This is a genomic window from Pseudoalteromonas sp. SR45-1 (assembly GCF_014163655.1).
GTDB lineage: Bacteria > Pseudomonadota > Gammaproteobacteria > Enterobacterales > Alteromonadaceae > Pseudoalteromonas > Pseudoalteromonas distincta.
Genome location: NZ_JACJDR010000001.1, coordinates 42277 through 66044 on the forward strand (window position 1 = coordinate 42277; position 23768 = coordinate 66044).

At 37.9% G+C, this 23768-nt stretch carries 25 protein-coding genes and 2 tRNA genes; 15 read left to right on the top strand and 12 right to left on the bottom strand.

The window, feature by feature from the left end; translation table 11 throughout:
* Window positions 1-46: 46 nt before the first annotated feature.
* From H5089_RS00190 to mnmA, 5 genes are all read right to left on the bottom strand, one after another.
* The gene (locus H5089_RS00190) at window positions 47-505 is read right to left on the bottom strand and encodes a GNAT family N-acetyltransferase (protein ID WP_024594684.1); all 459 of its coding nucleotides are present in this window, start codon (window positions 503-505) and stop codon (window positions 47-49) included.
* 154 nt (window positions 506-659) lie between these two features.
* Entirely contained in the window at window positions 660-1817 is a 1158-nt protein-coding gene (locus H5089_RS00195; protein ID WP_182711190.1) for a cupin domain-containing protein, read from the bottom strand.
* Window positions 1818-1905: 88 nt separating this feature from the next.
* Window positions 1906-3276, bottom strand: coding sequence for an adenylosuccinate lyase (gene purB / locus H5089_RS00200; RefSeq protein WP_182711191.1), 1371 nt, complete (start codon window positions 3274-3276; stop codon window positions 1906-1908).
* 31 nt (window positions 3277-3307) lie between these two features.
* On the bottom strand, window positions 3308-3910 hold the full coding sequence (gene hflD / locus H5089_RS00205; protein WP_007375707.1) for a high frequency lysogenization protein HflD: 603 nt from the start codon (window positions 3908-3910) through the stop codon (window positions 3308-3310).
* Window positions 3910-5010, bottom strand: coding sequence for a tRNA 2-thiouridine(34) synthase MnmA (gene mnmA / locus H5089_RS00210; protein WP_002962705.1), 1101 nt, complete (start codon window positions 5008-5010; stop codon window positions 3910-3912). Before mnmA ends, hflD begins: the two co-directional genes overlap by 1 nt.
* A 361-nt stretch (window positions 5011-5371) precedes the next feature.
* On the opposite strand from mnmA, the gene H5089_RS00215 reads away from it, so the two are divergent.
* A complete protein-coding gene (locus tag H5089_RS00215) occupies window positions 5372-6643 on the top strand; it encodes a sensor domain-containing diguanylate cyclase (RefSeq protein WP_182711192.1) in 1272 nt (423 codons plus the stop codon).
* A 1-nt stretch (window position 6644) separates the two neighbouring features.
* Here H5089_RS00215 and H5089_RS00220 read toward each other — a convergent pair whose 3' ends face one another.
* The 7 genes from H5089_RS00220 to H5089_RS00250 are packed head-to-tail and all read right to left on the bottom strand — an operon-like array spanning window position 6645 to window position 9784.
* Window positions 6645-7082: an NUDIX hydrolase gene (locus H5089_RS00220; RefSeq protein ID WP_033028398.1), complete on the bottom strand. Its 438-nt coding sequence runs from the start codon at window positions 7080-7082 to the stop codon at window positions 6645-6647.
* Window positions 7075-7761, bottom strand: coding sequence for a pseudouridine synthase (locus H5089_RS00225; RefSeq protein ID WP_165723496.1), 687 nt, complete (start codon window positions 7759-7761; stop codon window positions 7075-7077). Before H5089_RS00225 ends, H5089_RS00220 begins: the two co-directional genes overlap by 8 nt.
* Entirely contained in the window at window positions 7761-8090 is a 330-nt protein-coding gene (locus tag H5089_RS00230; RefSeq protein WP_007375712.1) for a TusE/DsrC/DsvC family sulfur relay protein, read from the bottom strand. Before H5089_RS00230 ends, H5089_RS00225 begins: the two co-directional genes overlap by 1 nt.
* A gap of 3 nt (window positions 8091-8093) precedes the next feature.
* Window positions 8094-8360 (bottom strand): DsrH/TusB family sulfur metabolism protein, encoded by a 267-nt coding sequence (locus tag H5089_RS00235; protein ID WP_008133664.1) that lies wholly within the window; start codon window positions 8358-8360, stop codon window positions 8094-8096.
* Window positions 8357-8713, bottom strand: coding sequence for a sulfurtransferase complex subunit TusC (tusC, locus tag H5089_RS00240; RefSeq protein ID WP_182696472.1), 357 nt, complete (start codon window positions 8711-8713; stop codon window positions 8357-8359). Before tusC ends, H5089_RS00235 begins: the two co-directional genes overlap by 4 nt.
* Window positions 8710-9063, bottom strand: coding sequence for a sulfurtransferase complex subunit TusD (tusD, locus tag H5089_RS00245; RefSeq protein ID WP_024596911.1), 354 nt, complete (start codon window positions 9061-9063; stop codon window positions 8710-8712). The genes tusC and tusD overlap by 4 nt, the downstream gene beginning before the upstream one ends.
* A 55-nt stretch (window positions 9064-9118) precedes the next feature.
* Window positions 9119-9784 (bottom strand): Bax inhibitor-1/YccA family protein, encoded by a 666-nt coding sequence (locus H5089_RS00250; protein ID WP_008133668.1) that lies wholly within the window; start codon window positions 9782-9784, stop codon window positions 9119-9121.
* Between the two features lie 251 nt (window positions 9785-10035).
* Between H5089_RS00250 and H5089_RS00255 the strand changes: the two genes are divergently transcribed.
* The 14 genes from H5089_RS00255 to H5089_RS00320 all read left to right on the top strand — a co-directional run bounded on the left by H5089_RS00255 (window position 10036) and on the right by H5089_RS00320 (window position 23755).
* Window positions 10036-10126: transfer RNA gene (locus tag H5089_RS00255), tRNA-Ser, on the top strand.
* An 83-nt stretch (window positions 10127-10209) separates the two neighbouring features.
* A tRNA-Ser gene (locus H5089_RS00260) sits at window positions 10210-10300 on the top strand.
* Between the two features lie 371 nt (window positions 10301-10671).
* Complete coding sequence (locus tag H5089_RS00265) at window positions 10672-11568, top strand: LytTR family DNA-binding domain-containing protein (protein WP_259395140.1); 897 nt, start codon at window positions 10672-10674, stop codon at window positions 11566-11568.
* 118 nt (window positions 11569-11686) lie between these two features.
* Window positions 11687-12499: a CPBP family intramembrane glutamic endopeptidase gene (locus H5089_RS00270; protein ID WP_182711193.1), complete on the top strand. Its 813-nt coding sequence runs from the start codon at window positions 11687-11689 to the stop codon at window positions 12497-12499.
* A 13-nt stretch (window positions 12500-12512) separates the two neighbouring features.
* Window positions 12513-12758, top strand: a complete 246-nt coding sequence (locus tag H5089_RS00275) for a hypothetical protein (protein WP_165723493.1) — start codon at window positions 12513-12515, stop codon at window positions 12756-12758.
* Between the two features lie 173 nt (window positions 12759-12931).
* Window positions 12932-13312: a hypothetical protein gene (locus H5089_RS00280; RefSeq protein ID WP_002961912.1), complete on the top strand. Its 381-nt coding sequence runs from the start codon at window positions 12932-12934 to the stop codon at window positions 13310-13312.
* Window positions 13313-13440: 128 nt separating this feature from the next.
* On the top strand, window positions 13441-13899 hold the full coding sequence (locus tag H5089_RS00285) for a GAF domain-containing protein (protein ID WP_165723492.1): 459 nt from the start codon (window positions 13441-13443) through the stop codon (window positions 13897-13899).
* Window positions 13899-14177: a hypothetical protein gene (locus H5089_RS00290; RefSeq protein WP_002961910.1), complete on the top strand. Its 279-nt coding sequence runs from the start codon at window positions 13899-13901 to the stop codon at window positions 14175-14177. Before H5089_RS00285 ends, H5089_RS00290 begins: the two co-directional genes overlap by 1 nt.
* A 15-nt stretch (window positions 14178-14192) precedes the next feature.
* The gene (gene proQ / locus H5089_RS00295) at window positions 14193-14843 is read left to right on the top strand and encodes an RNA chaperone ProQ (RefSeq protein WP_182711194.1); all 651 of its coding nucleotides are present in this window, start codon (window positions 14193-14195) and stop codon (window positions 14841-14843) included.
* Between the two features lie 26 nt (window positions 14844-14869).
* Window positions 14870-16894, top strand: coding sequence for a carboxy terminal-processing peptidase (gene prc, locus H5089_RS00300; RefSeq protein WP_165723491.1), 2025 nt, complete (start codon window positions 14870-14872; stop codon window positions 16892-16894).
* 181 nt (window positions 16895-17075) lie between these two features.
* A complete protein-coding gene (nhaC, locus tag H5089_RS00305; protein WP_182711195.1) occupies window positions 17076-18539 on the top strand; it encodes a Na+/H+ antiporter NhaC in 1464 nt (487 codons plus the stop codon).
* A 47-nt stretch (window positions 18540-18586) separates the two neighbouring features.
* Complete coding sequence (pepN, locus tag H5089_RS00310; protein ID WP_182711196.1) at window positions 18587-21181, top strand: aminopeptidase N; 2595 nt, start codon at window positions 18587-18589, stop codon at window positions 21179-21181.
* Complete coding sequence (locus H5089_RS00315) at window positions 21182-21403, top strand: DUF2835 family protein (RefSeq protein WP_010552655.1); 222 nt, start codon at window positions 21182-21184, stop codon at window positions 21401-21403.
* A gap of 252 nt (window positions 21404-21655) precedes the next feature.
* A complete protein-coding gene (locus H5089_RS00320) occupies window positions 21656-23755 on the top strand; it encodes a DUF1302 domain-containing protein (RefSeq protein WP_182674349.1) in 2100 nt (699 codons plus the stop codon).
* Window positions 23756-23768 lie beyond the last annotated feature (13 nt).

Here is a 23768-nt window from a genome sequence, read left to right on the forward strand (position 1 = left end):
GTAAAAAAGTAGAGGGTGATAGCTTATTTATCGCCCTTCTCTTTATCTAATGGACAAGTGTGAAGGGAGTAGTATTAAACGCCGAAACAGGGCATTGCATACGTTGCCTAGGAATTCCCGCCTCCATAAATACATTCCCTTGCTGAATAAAGCCATTGCGCTTAAAACGCTCTACTTCATTTAAAATACAATTAATGCTTACTTCTTCAATACCTTGGTTTGACGCTAATTCTACAATAAAGTTGAGAAGCGATTTATATACTTTGCGATTACGGTGCTCAGGTAATACAGCTATTCTGCCGATTAAGCCATCTTTACATAATCTACCTGTTGCTATTGGGCAGTTTGCATCGTCTGTAACAAGTACATGTAATGCAATTTTATCTAGGCTATCAAATTCGATATGCTTGGGGATATGTAACTCGTAAACAAAAACTCGCTCTCGAATTTTTTGTAGCATATCTTTTTTTATATCCCATTCAACCTTATCAACCAGATAGCCCATTGCAAACTCCTATTGATACCAAATTAGAATGAGTAAGCAATCACAGCAAAATTATTTAAGCCAATATCAGATGAAAATTAAAAATTTTAACTGACCTGTATACATAATATCTTACGCTGTAAAATGCTCATCATTATTAATATAATTGGTATTATTACTCGTGGTCTATATTAAACCAGATCCCCTCATTAACAAGTGTAGTAAAAGTTTGAGTAAAAACTAAACTTGGCTTTGTTAAATTTAATGCTGAACTTTCAAACTCAGTATGATCGGTAAGTAGTTTAACCGCCGCTAAGTCGGTTAACGGCATAGCGTAATTTTCGCCATTTACACTTAGTAAGACTTCTGTATCGAGTTGCTGATAAATAGCGCGTGTGCCACCTAAGCGTTCAAACACTGTTTCTTCATTACTTAAATCATCGCTTATTTGCTCTGACGTAAATGGAGGCTCTACTGGCGCTAAATCCATTTCATGTTTGGGCTGACTAAGCGTTGAGCCTAGCCATTGTTTAAATAAATCGTCATTTTCTAAAAGTGCCGCCATCAATGTTTTAACTTTATCAACTTCAAGGTTTGTAAGTTCACCCTTTGATTTTCTTAATGTGATGTTGTGATCGGTATAACGTTTTTGGCCGCTTTCGGTATCAATAATATGATCGGCAAAGCTCGATAGTAAATCTTGTTGATTTGGCGCTCTAAAACCAACTGAATAATTTAGTGCGTTTTCTACAGCGTAACCTTCGTGAGGGCACCCTGGTGGAATATATAAAATATCGCCAGGCTCTAATATGCAATCGATCACGGCTTCAAATGCTTCTACTTGCAGTAATTTTTTGTTTTGAGCAAACTGCTTAAGTGTTGGATCGGGCAGGCCTACGCGCCAATGACGTTTACCTTCGCCTTGAATAATAAATACGTCATATTGGTCTAAATGTGGGCCAACACCACCATTAGGCGTTGAATAGCTAATCATTAAATCATCTATGCGCCAGTTTGGAATAAACCTAAATGGCTCTAGTAGTTGTGCAGCTTCAGGATGCCAATGATCAACAGCTTGCACTAATAAGGTGGCATTTTCGTCTGTTAACTTTTCAAAGTCTTCAAATGGACCTTGGTGCGTTTGCCAATCATTTTTATGATTGGTGATAATACGTGACTCTATGCTTTCTTCCATTGCGAGACCGGCAAGTTCATTAGCATCAAGTGGGTCTTGAAAATCAGCAAAACCTTGTTTGATTAAAAGCGGCTTTTTTTGCCAAAAATGGCTTAAAAACTCTTGCTCAGACAAATTATTTATTTTTAATTGATACATACATTATGCCTACTAGTTAGTGCAATGGGGTTAAAACAAAAAAAGCGAAAGGATGATCCTTTCGCTTTTTAAAAGAGCAATTTAGTTTTTAAACTAAATCATCAATAAACTCAACAGCACGACCAATGTAATTAGCAGGTGTTAGTTTTTTCATTTCTACTTTAGCGTGCTCAGGAAGGTCTAGACCATCGATAAAGTCAGCCATTATTTCTTGATTTACACGTTTGCCGCGTGTTAAATCTTTAAGTTTTTCGTATGGCTTTTCAATACCATATTTACGCATAACTGTTTGAATCGGCTCGGCTAGCAATTCCCAGTTTTGATCAAGCTCGTCAGCTAAACGTTGCTCGTTTACTTCAAGCTTGCTCACACCTTTAAGTGTTGATTGGTATGCAATAATCGCATAACCCATACCTACACCTAAGTTACGTAATACTGTTGAATCGGTAAGGTCACGCTGCCAGCGAGAAACTGGTAATTTTTGTGCAAGATGAGCAAAAATAGCGTTTGCTAAACCTAAGTTACCTTCTGAGTTTTCAAAATCAATTGGGTTAACTTTATGCGGCATTGTAGATGAGCCAATTTCGCCCGCAATTGTTTTTTGCTTAAAGTGATTAAGTGCGATGTAACCCCACATGTCACGGTCAAAATCGAGCAAAATAGTGTTAAAACGTGCAATTGCGTCAAACAACTCTGCAATATAGTCATGCGGTTCAATTTGTGTAGTAAATGGGTTAAGTGTTAAACCTAAGCTTGATACAAATTTATCTGCGTGAGTATGCCAGTCGAAATCTGGGTATGCACTAAGGTGAGCGTTGTAGTTACCAACAGCACCGTTAACTTTACCTAGCATTTCTACTTGAGCAATTTGGTCTCGTTGACGCTTTAAACGCATGTATACGTTAGCAAACTCTTTACCCATCGTTGATGGTGTAGCTGGTTGCCCGTGCGTACGAGTCATCATTGGGATTGCTTTGTACTCAATCGCTTTTTCTTTAATTGCGCTTAAAAGCTCATCGCAATAAGGAAGCAAAACCTTGTTACGTGCTTCGCTAAGCATTAAACCATGAGATAGATTGTTAATATCTTCTGAAGTACAAGCGAAGTGAATAAATTCATTGATTGCATGAAGCTCACTGTTATCGGCTACTTTTTCTTTTAATAAGTATTCAACCGCTTTAACATCGTGGTTTGTAGTGCGTTCAATATCTTTAACGCGCTGTGCATCAGCTTCGCTGAAGTTATCTACAATGGCGTTTAGAAGTGCATTAGCTTCTTCGCTAAATGCAGGTACTTCTTTTATATCGCTTGCTGCAGCTAACGCTTGCAACCAACGCACTTCAACAATTACGCGGTATTTAATTAAGCCAAATTCGCTGAAAATACTGCGTAGTTCAGTGGTTTTGCTGCCGTAGCGACCATCCACTGGAGAGATAGCCGTTAACGCTGAAAGCTCCATAATAACTCCTAAATTTTAGTTTGAACGATAGTTAAATTTTTGTTTTAGCAATGGCGAGTATTTTTCTTTTTGCAAAGAAAAAGTGACGGCGTTTACCGCCCATTTGTCGCCATAATACTGCACTTCTAATGCCGGCTAATAATAACGCACGGATTTTATTTTGAGTGAGCTGCTGTTTTAATAACTCGGGTTTACCATAAACCTGTATTCGGTGCCCAAGGGGGCTCAGCACCGACGAGTATATATCTGCTAAACCGGCAACAACGCTCTCGTCGGTAATAGCAAAATGATCTAAACGACGATGAATATCATCAATTCGTTTGCCTAATTCGTTTAAGCTTTTGTCGTTTGCACTTAGTGCTCGCTCAAGCTGCATCAAACCACCTACGTATTTTACTATTTCAACATCTTTTTGAGCGCCAGCAGTTAGCTGCGCCATTAATGTTTTATAGCCATCACGTAAGTTGTCAGTACCTTGGTAAACATCTTCTGGCGATGCCGGTGATGTTTGAATAATGCTTGAAAGTAATACTTCTAAGTCGTGCTCATTATTACTGCCGTACTGGGCAATTTTTTGAACTTGCTTAGCAACCTGGCACATGGCGGCAAGCGCCATGACTTGGTGTTCATTCATTACTTAATCACCGAGTCAATAATACCACCACCTAAACACACATCTTCTGCATAAAATACAGCAGATTGACCTGGCGTAACTGCTTTTTGTGGTTCATCAAATAATACACGAGCCATGCCGTCTTCACCTACAAGTAGGGTACAGCTTAAGTCTTCTTGGCGGTAACGTGTTTTAACTGTGCAGCGAGTGGTACCTTTAGGGCCAACGCGGTCTACCCAATGTAATTGGTTTGCATTAAGACCATTACTGTATAGGCGAGGGTGATCTTTGCCTTGGCCAACAACAAGTACGTTACGTTCTAAATCTTTATCAACTACGTACCATGGTTCGCCAGAACCTTCCTTCATACCACCAATTAACAAGCCTTTGCGTTGTCCAAGTGTGTGGTACATTAAGCCTTCGTGCTCGCCTACGTTATTACCGTCAGTGTCTTCGATAACGCCAGGTTGCGCTGGTAAGAACTTTTGTAAAAAGTCTTTAAATTTACGCTCACCGATAAAGCAAATTCCGGTGCTGTCTTTTTTATCGTGAGTGATTAGGTCTTGTTCTTCTGCTATGCGGCGCACTTCTGGTTTTTCGATATCGCCTACAGGGAATAACGTTTGGCCAATATGTTCATGGCTTAGGGTATATAAGAAGTAGCTTTGATCTTTATTGTTATCAAGTCCGCGACACATTACGTATTTGTCATCGCGAAGTTCACGGCGAACGTAGTGTCCGGTTGCAATAAAGTCAGCACCGAGTGCTTGAGCCGCAAATTCTAAAAAGGCTTTAAATTTAATTTCTTTATTACACATTATATCTGGGTTTGGCGTACGACCCGCTTTGTACTCTGCTAAAAAGTACTCAAATACATTATCCCAGTATTCAGCAGCAAAGTTTACTGTGTGAAGCTCAATGCCTAATTTGTCGCACACGGCTTGTGCATCTTTTAAGTCATCAGCGGCGGCACAGTATTCATCATTGTCGTCTTCTTCCCAGTTCTTCATAAACAGGCCTTCTACTTGGTAGCCCTGTTGTTGTAATAAATATGCAGATACAGAAGAATCAACACCGCCGGACATGCCAACAATGACTTTAATGTGACTATTTTCGCTCATGAATAATTTCGCTTATACAGATTGCTGTTAACTTGGAAAGGCCGCGATTATAGCATGTATTTTGTTTGTGCTTAAAGAGCGTAGGGCGGCAAAGGACATAATTTGTCACTATTTTATTTGTATAACAAATAGCAAACTAGACTTAAACGCATTATCAGGCTGTAACTTTAGTAATATTAAAGTGATCTTTACTAATAAATTAAGACTATAGAATAATTCATGTAGTTATTGAGTTTTATTAATAGTATTTTCTTTTAAAACTACTAGAGTAAATATACACTTAATAAAAATAAAATAGTGGTGAGTATATGAATGTAAACCACTTTAAAGCCGCTTGAAATATAGTCAATGGAATGAATATATGAATTATGCCTATCAAATAAACAAGATAAATTCTTTAGTTGAGCATTACACACGAAAACCTGATTTTGTGGATAGCGAATTACTTTCTAGCAAAACGACAGAGTTTAAAAAATCAGCCTATCATCTTTTTTATGAGTTAATAAAACTCAAAAACCCTCATATTTACCAAGAGCCAAACCATGTACATGAGTTATTTAGCTTAATAAAAGGTTCAACAGTTAAAAAAAACGTTGAGTTAAAGGTGCTTGATCATGTAGAGCACTGGTGGCTTGAATGGTATTTCGCTTTAGAAATGGACGAAAAGCTTAGTATAGAAAAAAGTGATATGCCAATGAGTTACTTACCTCAAAGTACACTCAACCCTATGCGCAAACATGAGATAAGTCACTACGCTAGGTTATTTACCGTTTTGCCAATGCCTGTATGTAATGTATGTGCCAAGACGGGTTATATTTTGAAAGTTAATCAACGTTTTGTAGATGTTTTTGGTTATACAGTAGAAGATGTGCCAAATCTTAAATCATGGTGGGAAAAAGCGTATCCAGATCCCCAATACAGAGCACTTGCAAAAGAGCTGTGGCAAGACTCACTTGAAAAGGCACTAAATAACAATAACGACATACCCGCAAATAACTATCGAGTTTCTTGTCGTGATGGCTCACAAGTGATGATGGAAATTTCAGGGATTGATATAGGTGAAGAGTTTTTAGCTGTTTTTAATGATGCAACAGAGCGCTTAGAAGCAGAAGATATACTCAGGGATATGGCCTTTTTGGATGCATTAACCAAAATTGCGAATAGGCGTCGGTTTGATGAAAAGCTAACGCATGAGTTTGAACGAGCAAAAGAATGCGAAGGCATGCTATCGATGATTATTATTGATATTGACCATTTTAAGCAATTTAATGACCGGTATGGGCATGTAGCGGGCGATACGTGCTTATATGACGTGGCTCAAAAAATTGCTTCAACGGTTAGTCGCCCAGAAGATTTTGTGGCTCGCTATGGTGGAGAAGAATTTGTTGTTTTACTTCCACAAACGGATAGGCAAGGAGCGTTGTTTATAGCTGAGCAAATACAAAAAGCTGTAGAAAGCTTAGCTATTGCTCACCAGGATAGTTTTACCGGATTTTTATCTATAAGTATGGGTATTAATACCATCAGCAACTATACAAATAGCAATGAAGTCAGCTTTGTTAGAGCCGCTGATAACGCCCTGTATTATGCTAAAAAACAAGGGCGTAATTGTATAGCGCTAAGCTCTGAGTAAATCAATTATAAATAGTTTCTAAGCTTAACGCTGGTCGATTCAGGCTGTCGTTAATACACTTGAGCACTAAAGGGCTCCTAAGCGGTAATGATTTTATTTGCTCTAATGTATGCCAGTTAGCGCTGATAATGTCAGAATCTATTGGTGTTGGTGCTTTTATATTATTAGGTGCTTCAAATAAAAAGCAGAATCGCAAATAGTGCACTGCGTTATCGGCATGCAAATTATAAACACCTAAAAAACCAATAGGCGCAAGCGCTAAGCCTGTTTCTTCTAGTAGCTCTCTGCTTGCAGCTTGTGCAAGTGTCTCATTTTGCTCTAAATGACCCGCAGGTTGATTGTAACAAATTTGCTTTGTAAATTTATCGCGCTCTTTTACAAGTAAAAACTCATTTTGCTTTTTTACTATTGCTGCAACCGTGACATGCGGTTTATGCATCAACTACGCCCTTAATTACTTTGTATTCACCACAATTAATATCATCCAACGTATAGTTGCCAATGCTATAGCGGATGAGGCGAAGTGTAGGGTGTCCAATATGCGCGGTCATTCGACGAACTTGTCTGTTTCTACCTTCATTAATGGTAATACTTAGCCAAGTGGTAGGGATTGCTTTTCGCTCGCGTACAGGGGGATTACGCGCCCAAATTGTTGGCTCATCAATTATTTTAACGTTAGCGGGGAGTGTAAGCCCGTCTTTAAGTTCTACGCCATTACATAAATCATTAATTGATTCACTCGTTGGTTCACCCTCAACTTGTGCCCAGTAGGTTTTATTCGTTTTTTTATCAGGAGCAGTTAAGGTGTTTTGTAGTTTCCCACAGTTTGTTAAAAGCAATAAACCCTCACTGTCTCTGTCTAACCTTCCTGCTGCGTAAACTTCTTTAATAGGTATAAACTCTGCAAGCGTTTTTCTGTCTGCGTCATCCGTAAATTGACATAGCACATCAAACGGCTTGTTGAATAACACAATTTTTCTGTCTTTAGATGCTATCTGCGGCTTTATTTCTCTTTTACCAGATGGCGTTTTGTTAAGTGCACTGCGTGAATAAGTACGCCCAGTACTTCTTTTTGGCTTGGTTTGTGTTGCTTGATTATTGCCTGATTTAGCTCTCATTATATGCACCTAGCTGGTTTTGGTAATCCGGCAATTTTTGTTGCTTGCTTGGCTGGGCCTTTAGGAAATAATTTATATAAATAAAGGCTATTTCCTTTATCTTCACCGAGTGCTTTAGCCATTGCTTTTACAAGCATTCTAATTGCTGGGCTGGTGTTATATTCAATGTAAAAATCACGAACAAAATTAATGACTTCCCAGTGTTGCTCACTAAGTGTGATGTTTTCTTGAGTAGCAATTACAGGCGCCAGCTCCTTTGACCATAAAGTATGGTCGAGCAAGTAGCCTTGTTTGTCGGTTTCAATCTGTTGGTTGTTAAATTCAAGCATGAGTTACCACGTAATGGATTGGTTAGTTGATAAAGTGAGTGCCACAAAGTCTTCATAGCTAATTGCTTTATCGTTATCTGCTAATTTTATTGCACGTACTTGCGCGTCTTGTTCAAGTATTAGCAGTGTATCTGCAAATTGCCTAAATTGTTTTTTTGCAAAGCAGGCATCACCAACAAGTAGTACCTTATCGCCTGATAAAATTAAATTCTCAAGCTGATTTGCCGAGTAATAGTTAAGCGGCTTTGAAAAAATATGTAACGTACTCATAGGTTCACCACATGTTGCTGCGCTTTAATTAGTGTTTGTTGTTGACTAAAGTTAAGAGCTTTTGCCTCTATGAGTAAATCATGTTTATTTAAACCATAATCAAGCAATGATTTTTCACACACGAAAATGTTTTCAACATCATAAATTTCGAGTGTTTTAATATTTTTAAAAAGGTCTTTTAAGCCAATATTGTTTGGTTGCTGATGCTTTTTTAAAGCTAAAACGGCGGGGCCGCTAAACAACCAACTTACATTTTGGTCAACAGCAGCAAAAATCAATGTCATATCTAGTGCATCACGAATATTTAAATCGTCAAATGGGCTGCACTGACTCATTACTAATACGTTTATCATTTAAATTGCACCCATTTATCTGCGTCGCTTGCAAGCATTGCAAATTCAGCTAACCCTGCGACTTTAAATACACCTGTGTTTTTAATATCTAACCCGCGCTTTTGCGCGGCGGTAACACACAGCATTAAATTTAGTTTTTGATCAGCGAGTTGCTGCCAAAGTGCTGAAATTTGAAGTTCGTCTGAGGATAAATCAAAGTGGGTAGATGCATGATAAATACCTTGCTGGTATAAAAAAATAGCATCAATGGTGTGCCCTTGGGCTAAACATGCATTCGCAAATTTAACTATGCGTTGCGTGGTATCGTGATCGGATGGTGGTGTATGTAATGAAAGAACAAAGCGTGCCAAAACAATTCCAATAAAAAAGCCCCAATAAAGGGGCTATTTTAACAGAACTATTTAATTAGTCATCACTTGCGCCAAGTAGAGCAAGCAAAGAAGTAAATAAGTTATATACGCTTAGGTATAAAGACACTGTTGCGCGAATGTAGTTAGTTTCACCACCGTTTATGATTCGGCTTGTATCAAATAAAATCAAACCAGACATAATCAGTACAACTGCTGCATTAAGCACCATAAACATCAATGAACTGCCAATAAAAATATTAACGATGCTTGCTACAATCACAACGATTAAGCCAACAGTTAAAAAGCCACCCATGAATGAGAAGTCTTTTTTAGTATTTAGTGCATAAGCAGATAAACCAAAAAAGATAAGCGCTGTAGAACCTAAGGCTTGCATAATAAGCATTGGGCCATTAGGTAATGCGGCATAATGGTTAAGCAATGGACCTAAGCCTGCCCCCATTAAACCTGTGAAAGCAAACACCCAAAATACACCAGATGCTGTATCTGCTTTTTTATTTACAACAAATAATAAACCGAACGAAACGAGTGTAAACACAATTCCCATAAAGTAAGGTAATTGTAGTGCCATTGAAATACCGGCTGTAACTGCACTAAATGCAAGTGTCATAGCTAGTAAAAAGTAGGTGTTTTTAAGTACCTTGTTTGTTTCAATGGTAGACATTACCGGTTTCGCGGTATTGTACGATTGATTAAACGCCATTGTAGAGCTCCTTTAAGTGAAACGTGTGTGTTTCGATAATTTAACTAAAATTAGATTACCAACTCTTATATGTTTGGGCAAACCTTTGTAGATCAATAGAGTTAAATATTTAAATAAAAGTATATTGATGGCTAAATTAAAAACATTTTGTTTTAACTTTAAACAAATCAATTGTTTTTTAGGCACTTAAACAATTAATTTAAAAAAAAGCTTCACAAAAGGGATGGGTTTCCCTATTATGCAGGCCGTGCGGAGAGATGGCAGAGTGGTCGAATGCACCGGTCTTGAAAACCGGCATGGGTTTATAGCCCATCTAGGGTTCAAATCCCTATCTCTCCACCACTTATTTAATAAGTGTGTGGTAATTAAAATATCATTCATTTAAATAGTTATTAGTACACTCTTACTTTTAACTTAGCAGTATCGGAGAGATGGCAGAGTGGTCGAATGCACCGGTCTTGAAAACCGGCATGGGTTTATAGCCCATCTAGGGTTCAAATCCCTATCTCTCCACCATATAACAGAATAGCCCGCTAACTTAGCGGGTTTTTTTGTGTTTGGAACAAAATCAGTACACTTATACCAACCCGCAATAATACTTAATCATTTTGCGTGGCTAAACGTGTCGCTCCCTGCGTTAAAAAATTCTCATTTTGAACAACTAAATAGCGAATTTATTGGCTAGCTGTAAACACGTTTATCCGCCCTCTAAATAGATCACTTAATTAAGCGAATTGGTATTACATCTCTTATCTCTTATTAGTAAAACCTTAAAAGCAGATAGAATTGCTCACACATCATCTTCTGATGTTAAAAAACGTTGATGTTCTCTTCCTATTTTTGTTTTTATTAAAACTACCATCACAAAAAACTTTAAATGAGTTGGAATGCACATATTAATGTGTGTTATTTTTAAATATTGGTGGATTAAAGGTATGCAAAATAGGATGTTGTGGCTCAAAGATGATCTAGATTCGAGAAAGTTAGTTGTATATCGTGCCGTCATGTTTTCGTTTATAACGCTTTTTGTACTTTTTGTATTTCAACCTTTTGGCACTTCAAGCGATACCGAGTCTTACAAGTTTCTGCGACTTTTTGGCTATGGGTTAGTAACCTTTTGTGCTTTGCTATTGTCAGGTTTCATAGAAATAGTGTTACTTAAGTTTAAGCTAAGTAAATTAAACCGTTTAATTATTATTCCTATCACATATATTTTAATTACTGCGATATTCAATCATGGGTATTTTGTGGTTGCTGTACTTGGATCTTGGCATTGGCAGAATCAATTACTTTTTGTAGGGTATATTTTTTGTATTGGTGTATTTCCTCTTATTTTTTTACTTGTGGTAAATAGGCATGTAATAGATTTAACTAAGCCAAGTACAGTTAGCGTTGCTCAAGAGCAGTTGAGAGAAGTTGAGTTAAAGACAATTACTCTCAAAGGCGATAACAAAAACGACGAAATTAATACGGCTCCTCACCATATTTTATTTATTAAATCTTCAGACAACTATTGTGAAATAACAATACAAGAAGGAGCTTCAACTTCACGTAAACTATTACGTGTATCTCTTAGCGGTTTATTAAAGCAGCTTCCAGAAAAAACAATTATATTACGATGCCACCGTTCTTATGCGGTCAACCTGCAAAACATTCAACACTACAGTGGTAATGCTGGAGGGTTGCAATTATCGCTACATACAATTGATATTAAAATTCCTGTGTCTCGTTCTTATGTAAAAGTAATAAAAGATGCTTTGTCATTAATCCCAAAAACATGTTAATTCCCCCTAAAACATGGGCTTTATACCTCGTCTTGTAATTGAGACCTAATAGGTCGCTTTGTATTTTTACTATTGCCAAGATTAAGTTGAAATTTACAACTTAACGAGAAAAATAGATATGAAATACGCTATCAAGGCATTTGTAATAATTTCTATATTTGTATTTTGCCACTATGTAATGAGGCAGTTTTGGGGAGAAGGTTGGTCTAGCTGGTTGTCTGAACTTGATAATCTAACTGGCATTTTATTTACCCCCGCTAAATATACTTTTTTATATGGACCGTTAGTTATTGCGGCTATTATTTTGTTTAAACAAAGTGAGCCTTTTGAAACTATAGGGCTCACTTCCTCTGGTTTTATTAACTATGCACTTGCAGCAATTATTTGTTGTACTCCTATGGCAATAGGTTATGGATTTTTGAGTGATGAACTTAACCTATCAATACCAGCAATAATAACTGGCTCAGTTTATGCGGGTTTTTTTGAAGAGCTAATTTTTAGGGCTGCATTGTTTGGTGTTTTATTTAAATATTGTAGATGGGGCTTTGTGCCTGCGGCATTAATTAGTTCAGTAATATTTGGTCTGGGCCATATTTATCAAGGCAATGATGCGATTTCTGCTTTGATGGCGGTTGCAATCACTACTGTAGCAGGTACATGGTTTGCGTGGCTATATTGTGAATGTGGTTATCGTATTTGGTTTCCTATGTGGATGCATATTTTTATGAATGCAGCTTACGGAATATTTGGTATGTCGGGTGGCGCAGTAGGTGATCTACAAGGTAACTTATTTAAAGCAACAGCCATTGTGTTAAGTATTGTGTATGTTGAGATGCTAATTCGACGAGGAAAGCAGCGCGAAGTTACATTATCAAAATTATTTCAATGCACTAAAAATGGCCTTTACACGCAACAAGCTAACTTAAACTGAGTGGGAAATGACCATGCTAGAATTATTTATTGTAATAATTATATTTAGCTCACCCTTTTTGATTCTTATTATTACTAAACGTTATTTCTCCTATAAAACTACAATAATGGCAGCGCACGCAAAATTTAAAGGACTAAATAATAACAAGATAACAAAATTAGAGGAACAAACAGCGATGTTGAGCAAAAGGGTAGCAGTGCTTGAGGAAATAGTAACATCTCGCCACTTTGAGTTATCAAATAAAATAGCTAAGTTATAAGCATTTTGATAAGTGTAACCCAAACTTATGAGCCTATTAATAAAGGAATAGGCTCAAACTGCAATAAGGTTTATTTTTAATCATAAATTACGACCATAGTCTCTGTTTCTAACCTTTAGATCTTGGTGCATGCTTTATACATAGAATTTAGATTTGTGTATTAAGGATTTTAAATGAAACATCAGCTAGCAAAAAGCGTAGGGCTTTCGTTATTATCGCCTGTTATTGTAGGCAGTTTACTTGGTGTTTATTACTCACTTACGCTTGAAGGCGAGTTTGTATCAATATTTCTTACCTTATTAATGACTGCTATATCAAATGCACACATAGTAGGCTTAACAATGGCTGCTTTTGTTGTGCCTGGGTATTTACTCATGTTTAAGTATTCTAAAGTTAATTATTCAGGGGTATTAACTCTTGGATTACTAGGCGGAGCGATATTTAGTTACTTATTAAGTGCCACAACTGGCGAGATATTTTTGATCAATAGTGTAATGTCAGCATTCGCTGCAGGGCTGTTTTTGTTTGGTCTTCGTAAAACGGCAAAAAAATAATCGCAGCATTATTAACCAAGCGCACTGATAAACGGTGTGATTTCCTTTTTTTTACCTCCAAAAGGTTCCAATTTTTCACGACAAAGAGTACCTTTAGCTACTGTATGTTTAATAAGAAGTAGTTTGGTATGCAAAAGCACGATTTTTACCAGTCATTAGTTAAGCAAACTGAATCGCTGATAGCTGGTGAATCCAATGTAATTGCCAATATGGCAAACATAAGCGCGCTGTTATTTACCTCTTTAGAGGATGTAAATTGGGCGGGCTTTTACTTTATGGATTCTCCTACTGAATTAGTACTTGGCCCGTTTCAAGGTAACCCTGCATGCATTCGTATTCCAGTAGGAAAGGGTGTATGCGGAACTGCTGCGGCAACCGTAGAAACACAATTAATTGAAGATGTTCACGCTTTTGAAGGCCACATAGCCTGTGATGCAGCGTCTAATTCTGAAGTAGTTGTACCTATCATGAAACATGGTAAAGTATTTGCTGTACTAGACATTGATAGTCCGAGTATTGGTCGATTTGATGCTGACGATAAAGCCGGTCTAGAAGCATTAGTAAAATGCTTAGAGGCGAGCTTGTAATGAAAGATTTGCTAAATGTTCAAGACTACCTATTTGCTGTACAAGATGTCGGCGATTGGGAAGGCGAAGAAGAACATGTAGCGGAAACGCTCAATGATTTGATTCATATTGCATGGGATCGTCTTCCAGATGATTCAGAATGTGAATTTATTGATGAAACAATAAATGGTATTTGGGAACACCTTCGAGGTGATATGGCTGTTATAGAAGCCGATTTCGAAGAGTTGGTCGACTGGGTAACACACTACGTCGATTCGTCCCTTGATGAAAAGATGTGAAAAATAGGTTCTAAAATGGAAACCACAAACAAGCTAAAAGATATTAATGAAGTGTTGGAATTTTTATATCAAGAATTCCCACAATGTTTTAAACAAAAAGATGGCATCAAGCCGCTTAAAGTAGGTATTTTTAAAGATATTGCTGAGCGTATTGAAGGGTCTGAAAAAGTAAGTAAGACTCAAGTTCGTCAAGCGCTTAGAAAATACACGTCTAACTGGCGTTATTTAGAAGCTGTGACCAAGTCAGAGTTTCGTATTGATCTTGATGGTAATCAAGGTGAAAAAGTTGAGCAAGAGCATATCGACCATGCACAAAAAGCATTGGAAGAAAGCCGCGCTAAAATGGCTAAACGCAAAAAACAACAGCGTCCTCGCCAAGATTCTGATTCTAAATCTTTCAAGAAAAAACCAGCTCATGCTAGCAAACCAGGCGATAAAAACGCTCCTGCAGCTAACAAACCTGCTAAAGCAGCGCCGGCTAAGCGTTCAGGAAAAATTGAACCTTTGCCAGCAACTGAGGTCAAGGTTAATAATAAGGTTAAGGTTAAACTTGGCCAAGCACTTGTAAATGCAGTAATAACTGAAGTGAACAAAGATGATGTTCATGTTGAGTTAGTAACAGGTATGCAAGTTAAAACCAAAGCTGACAGCTTATACGTTGTTTAAGTTGTAAATAAATTAAGGAGTTGTGTATGAGTAAAAAGTTTACGCTCATTCCGTTAGTTGCTGCCCTGTTTTCAGGTTCATTATTTGCTGCTGTAGAAGCCGTCACTATTGACGATTTACCCCAGCTCAAGCAAGAGAGTCAACATGGTACTGCTAGCAAACGAGTGGCTAGCTTATTTGCTCGTTCACACTATACACCGGTTCAATTTAACGATGAGCTTTCTAGTAAAGTGTACGATCGTTATATCGAATCCCTTGATTTTAATAAAAGCGTTTTCTTAGCCAGCGATATAGCCTCATTTGAGCAATATCGTGATGACTTTGATAACGCTATTACTACCGGTAAATTAGACTTTACGTTTGATATTTTTAACTTAAGTCTTAAACGCCGTTTTGAACGTTACGAGTATTCACTTACTCTGCTTGAAAAAGAGATGACGTTTGATAAAGAAGATGAATACTTTTTTGACCGTGAAGATTCAGCATGGCCTGCGTCACAAGCTGAGCTTGATGAAATTTGGCGTGAGCGTGTAAAGTACGACGCACTGCGTTTAAAAATGACGGGTAAAGATTGGGAAGGCATTAAAGAGGTGCTGACCAAACGCTACAAAAATGCAGAAAAACGTTTAGTACAATCAAATTCAGAAGATGCTTTTCAAATTGTTATGAATTCGCTAGCACGCAGTATTGAGGCGCATACGTCTTATTTATCGCCACGTCGTGCAGAGCAATTCAAAATGGATATGGACTTAGAGCTTGAGGGCATTGGTGCCGTATTAAGCCCTGATGAAGATTACACTGTTATTCGCAGCTTAGTGCCGGGAGGCCCTGCAGATAAAACAGATCAAATTAAAGCTGATGATCGCATTATTGGTGTTGCTCAAGATGGCGAAGAGTTTGTAGATGTAATTGGCTGGCGTTTAGATGACGTAGTTGATTTAATTAAAGGTCCTAAAGGGACTAAAGTACGTCTACAGTATTTAAAAGGTGTTGATGCTCACGGCGCTCCGAAAGTTGTAGAAATTACTCGCGATAAAATTCGACTTGAAGATAGAGCGGCTAAATCAGAAGTATTTGAAGCAAAATATTCTGATTTAACAAGTAAAATTGGGGTGATTGAAATTCCTGGCTTTTACAATAATCTTTCGAAAGATGTAAAAGTAGAACTTGCTAAGCTTAAAGAAGAAAAGGTTGATGGTATTATTATCGACTTGCGCCAAAATGGTGGTGGTTCATTATATGAAGCAACACAATTGTCAGGTTTATTTTTTGACCAGGGCCCAGTTGTTCAAATTCATACCTTAAATAACCGTATAGAAGAGCAAAAAGATCGTGATGGTATAACTTACTATGACGGCCCTTTAACTGTGTTAGTTGATCGTTACAGTGCATCTGCTTCTGAAATATTCGCAGCAGCAATGCAAGATTACGGTCGCGCTGTAATTATTGGTGAGCAAACATTTGGTAAGGGTACTGTACAGCAGCACAAAGGCTTAGGCCGTGCTTATGACCTATACGATAATGCGCTAGGCAGTGTACAGTATACTATTGCTAAGTTTTATCGTATTAACGGTGGTAGCACGCAACATAAAGGTGTTATCCCAGATATTTCGTTTCCATCAGCAATTGATCCTGCACAGTGGGGCGAAAGTAAGCAAGATAATGCACTTCCTTGGGACAGCATTGTTAAAGCGAAATATAAAAAACTAGGTAATTTAACCCCTATTATTACGTACCTTGAAAAACAACACGAAGTACGAATTAAATCAGAGCCAGAATTTGGTTATGTATTTAATGACATTACCTTATACAACGAAGAGAAAGACCGTAAAACTATCTCTTTAGTTGAAGCAGACCGTATTAAAGAAAAAGATGAAGGTGAAGCACGTGCACTTGTACGTACTAACGAACGTCTTAAGCGTTTAGGTAAAGATCCGGTAGAAAACTTAGACGATATACCAGAAGTAATCGAAGAGCTTGACCCATTTTTGGAAGAGGCTGCATTAATTACTCAAGATTATATAAATTATGGTCGTATAGCTAAAAAGTAATAACTGGTTTTACCTCTGTAAAAAAGGCGCATTGGCGCCTTTTTTACTACCTAAAATTTACTAAATTGTTATAATCTTCGATTACATAAAGTTGAGCTGGATTAATGACGCTCAATTAATGCGCTTTACGTGCTAAAAATAATAATTAAACACACAGCAAGTGTGTGTAGGAGTCTCTATTTTGAAGCCATTGGAAGATAAACCAATCAAACCTGCCTCGTTTTTTGATGCATTAATTCCTATCTCTGTATTAATCTGTTTACTTGGCGCGGCTGTATACTTATTCGGTGACAACTCTTCATCCGGTCCTAACCAAATAGCACTTTTATTTGCCACTTTTGCAGCGGCTTTAATTGGTCTTAAAAACGGTTACACATGGAAAAAATTAGAACAAGCTATGATCGAAGGCATAACGCTTTCACTTGGTGCTATTTTAATTTTACTTATGGTAGGTGCATTAATTGGTACTTGGCTACTTTCTGGGACTGTACCAACTTTAATTTATTATGGCTTACAAGTTATAAATCCAAGTTGGTTTTATGCAGCGAGTTGTTTAATTTGTGGCATTGTAGCAATGAGTATTGGTAGTTCTTGGACCACGGCTGCTACGATAGGTGTTGCTTTATTGGGTGTTGCTACGGGTCTTGGACTTGAGCAAACAGTAACCGCAGGTGCAGTTATATCTGGTGCATACTTTGGTGATAAGCTAAGCCCGCTGTCAGAAACAACCAATCTGGCACCAGCAGTTGTTGGCGCTGATTTGTTTGAGCATATTCAACATATGCTGTGGACGACAGTACCAAGTTTTGTAATTGCACTGATTATATTTATATTCATGGGGTTTAATGCAACAGCTTCAAGCGAAGCAGGGCGCATTGATGAAATAACGGCTATTTTACAGCAAAACTTTAATATTGGTTTTGAAATGCTGATCCCGTTAATCGTACTTTTAGTTTTAGCTATTAAAAAAATGCCAGCATTTCCTGCTATCTCAATTGGTGCTGTTGTGGGCGCTGTTTGGGCTATGTTGTTTCAGTCTGATCTAATTGCTAGCCAAATTGATGTTTCTCAAGGACAGCTAGTTGGCTACTTTAAACTTGTTTGGACTACTTTCTTTGATGGTTTTAGCATAAGTACCGGCGATGATAAGATGGATTCCTTACTCAGCGGTGGCGGTATGGCCGGTATGCTTACAACTACATGGCTGATTATGACTGCACTGATGTTTGGTGCCATTATGGAAAAAACAGGTCTTTTGGATATTTTTGTAAAAAGCATACTTAAAATAGCTAAAAGCACGGGGTCGTTAATTGCGGCGACAATAGCTACGTGTATAGGAACTAACGTAATAGCGGCCGATCAATATATAGCGATTGTTGTACCGGGACGTATGTTTAAAGATGAATACGAAAAACGTGGTTTGAAGCCTGTTAACTTATCTCGTACATTGGAAGATGGCGGTACAATTACTAGCCCACTAATTCCATGGAATACGTGTGGCGCATACATGCAAAGCGTTTTACTTATAAACCCTTTTGATTATGCACTCTACGCTTTCTTTAACTTAATTAACCCTGTTTTAGCGGTTGTTTATGCCTACTTAGGCATTAAAATTTTACGTATTAAGCCAAAACAATTTGCCTAATTTTAAGCAGCTCCTTTTAACTTAAAAGGAGCTGCTTTGGAGTATCTATGACTGAATCAAGTAAACCCCAAGCACAATATCTTAAAGACTATAAAGCTCCTGACTTTCTAATTGACCACACAGAGCTAACATTTGACTTACAGCCTTTATCAACCAAAGTAAGCTCTTTACTAACACTTACCCGAGTTGGTGATAAAAAAGCACCTTTAGTGCTTGATGGTATTGATTTGCGTTTACTGTCTTTATCTGTTGATACAGTTGATATAACGGATTATGAAATTGTTGGTGAGCAGCTAATAATTAATAACCTACCGGATAGTTGCCAATTAAGTATTGTGACCGAGATATCACCTGAGACGAATACTTCTTTAGAAGGTTTATATTTATCGGGCGGTGCGTATTGCACACAGTGCGAAGCGCAGGGGTTTAGAAAAATCACCTATTACATGGATCGCCCTGACGTACTTGCCACGTTTGATGTAACTATTATTGCGGATAAAAAGTATCTACAACTTCTTTCTAATGGTAATCAAGTAGATAGCGGTGAAACATCAGATGGTCGTCATTTTGTGAAATGGCAAGACCCATTTAAAAAGCCGAGCTATTTATTTGCACTTGTAGCGGGCGATTTTGATGTTTTGAAAGATACCTACACGACTAAAAGCGGTAAAGACGTAGAGTTAGCATTATTTGTTGATAAGGGTAATTTATCTAAAACACCTCATGCTATTGCTTCACTTAAAAAAGCAATGCAATGGGATGAAGAACGCTTTAATTTAGAGTATGACCTTGATATTTATATGATTGTAGCCGTCGATTTTTTCAACATGGGCGCGATGGAAAATAAAGGGCTAAACGTTTTTAATAGTAAATGTGTATTAGCCAATCAAGAAACAGCGACAGACAAAGACTACCATACGATTGAATCCATTGTAGGGCACGAATATTTTCATAACTGGACAGGTAACCGAGTTACTTGTAGAGATTGGTTTCAATTATCGCTAAAAGAAGGATTAACTGTATTTAGAGACCAAGAGTTTAGTAGTGATTTAGGTTCTCGTGCACTTAACCGAATTGATGCAGTTAAAGTAATGCGTACGCATCAGTTTAGCGAAGATGCAGGCCCTATGGCGCATCCAATTCGTCCTGAAAAAGTTATTGAAATGAATAACTTTTATACTGTAACAGTATACGATAAAGGTGCTGAAGTTATCCGTATGATGCACACGTTACTGGGTGAAACTAATTTTCAAAAAGGGATGACACTTTACTTTGAGCGCCACGATGGGCAAGCAGTAACATGTGATGACTTTGTCAGTGCAATGAGCGATGCATCAGGTGTTAATTTAGAGCAGTTTAAGCTGTGGTATAGCCAATCGGGTACCCCGCGCTTAAATGCAATACAACATTTTGATAGCAGTTCAAATACGTATACATTAACAATAGAACAAGCAGCACCGGACAATCAGCCAGACAATAAACCACTTCATATACCTTTTGCTATTGAACTACTTGATGCGAATGGGGAAAGTATTGCTCTGCAATACAAAGGTAAAAAACTAGATCATGTGCTTGATGTAACAAGTACGACTCAAACATTTAGCTTTGATAATATCTTAGAAAAGCCCGTTGCGGTTTTACTCGAAGATTTTTCTGCACCTTGTATTTTAAATCAGCAAACAACAGAGCCCGAACTATTACATATTATGCGTTTTGCACGCAGTGATTTTTCACGTTGGGATGCACAACAGCAGCTATTTATTAAAGCGATTAAATCTCAGATTACCGACACAACTAATAGCGTGTTAAGCAGTGAAACTATAAATGCGCTACGTGTACTTATAAACACCAAAGAGGGCGATTTAGCTTTAATTGCAGAGCTGTTTAAACTGCCAAGTTTTGATACATTCGCCGCTGAATTTGAAGTAATACCTGTAGATGAGATTATTGAAATAACAGAAAAGTATGAGCAACAAATTGCTGACGAACTTGCTGATGAACTGCTTGCTTGTTACGAATCTCTTGAAGATGATGGCAGTATAAGTGCAAGCTCCGTTGCTAAGCGCGCTTTAAAACAAACATGCTTGCATTATTTGGCTAAAACTCAAAAGCCAGAGGCTGTAAGCTTTATTAAAGAAGCCGCAAGTTCGACTAATATGACCAATGTACTTGGTGCACTAAGCGCAGTGGTAAAAGCATCCCACCCTATACAAGATGAGCTTTTGAGTCATTTTGATAGTCAATGGCGCCATGATGTTTTAGTGATGGATAAGTGGTTTGCACTGCAAGCTATGCAGTCAGGCAATAAAGCTATAGATAATATTAAGGCACTTTACGAACATCCGTGTTTTGATTTTTCAAACCCGAACCGTGTCCGTGCACTTGTAGGAAGCTTTAGTCACTTTAATACAGCACAATTTCATCGCTCAGATGCCCAAGGCTATACGTTATTAGGTGACTTGTTAATAAAACTTAATGCAATTAATCCACAAAATGCGTCTCGTATGCTAACACCGTTCATGTCATGGAAGCGTTACGATGATGTTCGCTCTCAAGCAATGAAACTGCAATTACAACGCTTAGCTAATCTAGATGGACTAAGTGCTGATTTGTATGAAAAGGTTGAAAAAGCGCTCGCATAAATGATTGAGTATTATTTTACCTTAAGATTGAGCTATAACGAGTGCATGGATTACTACCATGGCCGTTTTAGCTCTTTACAAGTTGTAGAAGATGGCGGTAAAACGATTCGTTTTGCTGCTACACATTTGAGGCCCTTCATTTCAAGTTTAGGTGTACGTGGCCGTTTTAGACTCTTATTAACCCCCGAAAACAAGTTTATCCGCCTAGAGCGAGTGGCCTGACACTCGGTTTTTATGTTATATATACATAAAAATATTGTATTTTTGTTAATTTCAATTTGTCCTATTGTTAAATTACGTGTATAAATTATCTGGTACGACGTCTTACCAATACGTAAGCGTCAACCAAAATATAAAGTATACGGAAGATTAGAGCGAGTATTTGTAATTTCACTGATTCGCTTCTATCGTTATGATTACACTAAAAACAATAACTTGATCACACAAAATGACCCGCGACAGGGGGGAACCAAAATGATAAGAAGATCGCTTTTTGTTAAAAATAGAATCGCTATAGGTATAGCAGCCGCTAGCTTAGGTTTATCTGCAGCAAGTACACAAGCTGTAACATTTGAAGCTGGAGGTTTTGACATTACCTTCGATTCAACCTTTTCATATGGGCAAAGTGTTCGCGTAGAAGACAGAGACTTTAGCCTAATTGGTAAAAGTAACAATCCGGCATTTGATTGGACAGGTTACAACCCTGCGCTAAACAACACTATTTACTCATCTCAAGATGTATGGGCTCAACCTGGCTCTTATTCAAATAATGGTGATGCTGGTAATTTAAATTTTGACAGTGGTGACTCATTTTCAAAACTTTTGAAGGGAACACACGACCTTTCAATAAATAAAGATAACTACGGTTTGTTCACTCGCTTCATGTATTTTTATGACTTTGCGTTGATGGATGGCTATCATGCATATTCAAATCCTACATCAGGGCAGGGGGTTGATCCGTGTGATGATAAAGACACTAAAGCGCAAAGCTGTGCAGATATTCGTTTATTAGATGCGTTTGTGTGGGCTGATTTTGATTTAAATGATGGTAATAACCCTTTATCTGTCCGTTTAGGTCAACAAGTAGTTAACTGGGGTGAGAGTACACTTATATCTCATGGTATTAACGTAAACCCAGTTGATATTGACCGATTGAAAGCGCCAGGTGCTGAGCTTAAAGAAGCATTCATACCTGTAGGCATGCTTTGGGCATCGCTTGGCATTACTGACAACATTACCCTTGAAGGTTTCTACCAATACCAATGGCAAGAAACGCGTTTACCAGCAGCTGGTACGTATTTTTCGACTAATGACTTTGCAGCAGAAAATGGTTATCAGCAGAATGTTCAATTAGGTTTTACGTCTAATCCTGATATTGATGTCGCTTTTTTAACAGATAGCTTGAATAACTTAACATCTGATTTTGCATTAGCCGCAGCAGCGCAAGGTATTGATCCTTCAAGTGCAGAAGGAAGTGCTTTATTAGCTCAAATGTATCTTGCATACCCAACTAAAGTTGCTTTAAAAGGTAAAGGGGATAATGGTAAAACAGAGCCTGAAGATGGCGGTCAGTATGGTTTACGTTTAGGTGTATTTTTACCTGAATTTAATGATACTGAAATTGCACTCTATCACGTGAATTATCATAGCCGTCGTCCGCTTATATCTGGTCGCGTATCAAACTTTTCACAAGCTGCAATTGCCCAAGATTTAGCGATGATCATGACAACAGAAATCACGTCAGATAATGTTGCTGATTTAACTGCTTTTTCTAAAGCTGAAAACGAGTACCCTGAAGATATTAAGTTATATGGTTTAAGTTTTAATACGACTATCGGCGAAACAGCCTTCGCTGGTGAATTTGCTTTTCGCCAAGATGAACCGCTACAAATTGATGACGTAGAGTTACTTTACACAGCTATGCCTGAGCAATTGGCGGTCGCTGGTATTCGTCCTGATTTTGCGGGTATTTCGCAAATGAGTATAGGCGATGCGGTAAGCTCAGTTGGTGCAGGTGAAGTTGCCAAAGGCTACATTGAACGCGACACATCACAAATTCAATTTACAGCAACGCATTTATTTGGCCCTTCATTAGGTGCTGATAGTTGGGCTGTAGTTGGTGAAGTCGGTGTAGTTAAAATTCACGATATGCCTGACTATGACGAAATGCGTTTAAATGTATCAGGCACTGGCCGTAGTGGCACAATAACAGGCCCTGGTACTACTGATTATTCAACATTGCAACTTGGTCTATCAAATGGCGCTGAAGAGAAATCATTCGCTACAGCATCGTCTTGGGGTTACCGCCTAATTGCGAAAGGCGATTACTTCAACTTTTACAAAGGTATTAACTTTTCACCACGTTTTGTATTTTCTCATGACGTAAACGGTAATACACCAGATCCTATGTTCTTATTTATCGAAGATCGTAAATCTTTAGGTGCTACGATGAACTTTAACTACCAAAATGCGTGGTCACTTGATGTGAGCTATAACTCGTTTTGGGGCGGTGGCGGTGTTAATACATTCTCAGACCGCGATTACGTTTCTTTTAACTTAAAATATTCTATTTAGGGGTAACATTACT

Coding starts and splice junctions, on each gene's coding strand:
- hflD (WP_007375707.1), bottom strand. CDS start 3,910: ATGAATGAACACCAAGTCATGGCGCTTGCCGCCATGTGCCAGGTTGCT.
- H5089_RS00315 (WP_010552655.1), top strand. CDS start 21,182: ATGATTGAGTATTATTTTACCTTAAGATTGAGCTATAACGAGTGCATG.
- H5089_RS00285 (WP_165723492.1), top strand. CDS start 13,441: ATGCAAAAGCACGATTTTTACCAGTCATTAGTTAAGCAAACTGAATCG.
- H5089_RS00275 (WP_165723493.1), top strand. CDS start 12,513: ATGCTAGAATTATTTATTGTAATAATTATATTTAGCTCACCCTTTTTG.
- H5089_RS00280 (WP_002961912.1), top strand. CDS start 12,932: ATGAAACATCAGCTAGCAAAAAGCGTAGGGCTTTCGTTATTATCGCCT.
- proQ (WP_182711194.1), top strand. CDS start 14,193: ATGGAAACCACAAACAAGCTAAAAGATATTAATGAAGTGTTGGAATTT.
- H5089_RS00320 (WP_182674349.1), top strand. CDS start 21,656: ATGATAAGAAGATCGCTTTTTGTTAAAAATAGAATCGCTATAGGTATA.
- H5089_RS00290 (WP_002961910.1), top strand. CDS start 13,899: ATGAAAGATTTGCTAAATGTTCAAGACTACCTATTTGCTGTACAAGAT.
- H5089_RS00265 (WP_259395140.1), top strand. CDS start 10,672: ATGCACATATTAATGTGTGTTATTTTTAAATATTGGTGGATTAAAGGT.
- H5089_RS00250 (WP_008133668.1), bottom strand. CDS start 9,784: ATGGCGTTTAATCAATCGTACAATACCGCGAAACCGGTAATGTCTACC.
- H5089_RS00220 (WP_033028398.1), bottom strand. CDS start 7,082: ATGCATAAACCGCATGTCACGGTTGCAGCAATAGTAAAAAAGCAAAAT.
- H5089_RS00225 (WP_165723496.1), bottom strand. CDS start 7,761: ATGAGAGCTAAATCAGGCAATAATCAAGCAACACAAACCAAGCCAAAA.
- H5089_RS00190 (WP_024594684.1), bottom strand. CDS start 505: ATGGGCTATCTGGTTGATAAGGTTGAATGGGATATAAAAAAAGATATG.
- prc (WP_165723491.1), top strand. CDS start 14,870: ATGAGTAAAAAGTTTACGCTCATTCCGTTAGTTGCTGCCCTGTTTTCA.
- mnmA (WP_002962705.1), bottom strand. CDS start 5,010: ATGAGCGAAAATAGTCACATTAAAGTCATTGTTGGCATGTCCGGCGGT.
- tusC (WP_182696472.1), bottom strand. CDS start 8,713: ATGATAAACGTATTAGTAATGAGTCAGTGCAGCCCATTTGACGATTTA.
- H5089_RS00215 (WP_182711192.1), top strand. CDS start 5,372: ATGAATTATGCCTATCAAATAAACAAGATAAATTCTTTAGTTGAGCAT.
- H5089_RS00195 (WP_182711190.1), bottom strand. CDS start 1,817: ATGTATCAATTAAAAATAAATAATTTGTCTGAGCAAGAGTTTTTAAGC.
- purB (WP_182711191.1), bottom strand. CDS start 3,276: ATGGAGCTTTCAGCGTTAACGGCTATCTCTCCAGTGGATGGTCGCTAC.
- H5089_RS00235 (WP_008133664.1), bottom strand. CDS start 8,360: ATGAGTACGTTACATATTTTTTCAAAGCCGCTTAACTATTACTCGGCA.
- pepN (WP_182711196.1), top strand. CDS start 18,587: ATGACTGAATCAAGTAAACCCCAAGCACAATATCTTAAAGACTATAAA.
- H5089_RS00270 (WP_182711193.1), top strand. CDS start 11,687: ATGAAATACGCTATCAAGGCATTTGTAATAATTTCTATATTTGTATTT.
- H5089_RS00230 (WP_007375712.1), bottom strand. CDS start 8,090: ATGCTTGAATTTAACAACCAACAGATTGAAACCGACAAACAAGGCTAC.